This window comes from Moorena sp. SIO3I6 (assembly GCF_010672095.1).
Map to the genome: position 1 here is coordinate 1 of NZ_JAAHHU010001410.1, position 1,316 is coordinate 1,316.

At 45.1% G+C, this 1,316-nt stretch carries 2 protein-coding genes; both read right to left on the reverse strand.

Annotated elements, in window-relative coordinates; genetic code table 11:
- Positions 1-42: 42 nt before the first annotated feature.
- The gene (locus F6K49_RS49785) at positions 43-453 is read right to left on the reverse strand and encodes a hypothetical protein (protein WP_293086780.1); all 411 of its coding nucleotides are present in this window, start codon (positions 451-453) and stop codon (positions 43-45) included.
- Positions 450-1,217, reverse strand: a complete 768-nt coding sequence (locus tag F6K49_RS49790) for a hypothetical protein (protein ID WP_293110210.1) — start codon at positions 1,215-1,217, stop codon at positions 450-452. The genes F6K49_RS49785 and F6K49_RS49790 overlap by 4 nt, the downstream gene beginning before the upstream one ends.
- Between the last annotated feature and the right edge of the window lie 99 nt (positions 1,218-1,316).

The window sequence follows — 1,316 nt, forward strand, 5'->3', positions numbered from 1 at the left end:
CCTGACTGACGGACACTTTTTTTTGTACATTTAGCAGTACATTTAGGCCCAGGCATCAAATTCCTGAATCAGAGAGAAGGTAATCTTTCGATAGTAGCGGTCACGAGCTTTTTGGGAAGCGAAACAAGGAGTAGAGTCAAGATAGACCAAGTGGTCAAGGCGTAAAAAGGAATAAGCCTTGTGAACAAAGGAATTAAGCCACCGGACACCGATTTTTAGATAGCTAAGTCCACGACGAAAATGGGCATCAACCTGACGACGTAAACCGTCTTTTTGGACAGCCATGCCGACTAAAGTTGCGAAAAGAACTGCAATAGCAATGACCAGATAGAGGCGTTCAAGTCGCTCAGCACAACGAACTCGAGACATTTCCCACTGAAAAACCCCAGACTTGCTATCTAAAAACAGATGTTCAATACGAAAACGCAAGCCATATTGCCAAAAAGTCTTCAAGGTGGGAGGTTCATCAGTGATAATTGCCCAATTATCCTTAGCGGCAGGTACTGCCGCCAGAGCGAGATGAGCCTTAAGTTGAGCATCTTCCCATAAACCAACATTTTTGTAGAAAACGGCTTCTCGTTTGGGCGGATATAACTCACGAACGCTATATCCACGCGCCTCGACGCTGGACACCGTGAATCAGAGTATCGGACGGTAGACGGATAGAAAGCGTGCCAATGGGTTAATTGTAACCATTTCAGTAAATCGTGATTGGCAAATCCCCTATCCGCCAACAACATCACCTCTGGGAAATTTGCCAGATATTGATACGCTTGTTCGAGTAAGGGGGCATATTTCTCCCAGGCGACACTGGCACTTTTGTGTTCTAACCCTAACCACAGCAGGGGTAATGCTCTCCCTCCCCCAATCACCGATAGGTAGACAAAGCAGTATTTATTCCACAACTGGGTACTATCCAAGGCTAAGTATAATCTTCCCTGCTTCCACTGTGATATTGCCTTTAGAACTAACGGTACATAGATTTCTTTGATCTTGACCCGATGATTTCCTAAAAACCGACGCCATCGTTTTTGATTGCTGTCTTCTTGGATAGCTCGACTTTGGACGTAGCTACCCCATTCCCCCTGATTCACCTTTTGGCTCCCTAGTAACGCCGCCACCATCCATGCCAACGTCACTATATGTCTGATATCAACAAATTTGCTACCTGCGCTTAGGTAGCTATACACTTGTGAGTAGATTTTTTTCTGGGTCATAATTGGGATTTTTATTGACTACCCCATTTACCCAGATTTTTCTGTTTTGTCCAACCCCTCCCCTACTTGCTTTTCAAGCACTTGTGTCCGTCAGCAAGG

Bases quoted from the DNA above. Each gene is read 5' to 3' on its own strand.
- F6K49_RS49790 (WP_293110210.1), bottom strand. From the start codon at position 1,217: ATGACCCAGAAAAAAATCTACTCACAAGTGTATAGCTACCTAAGCGCA.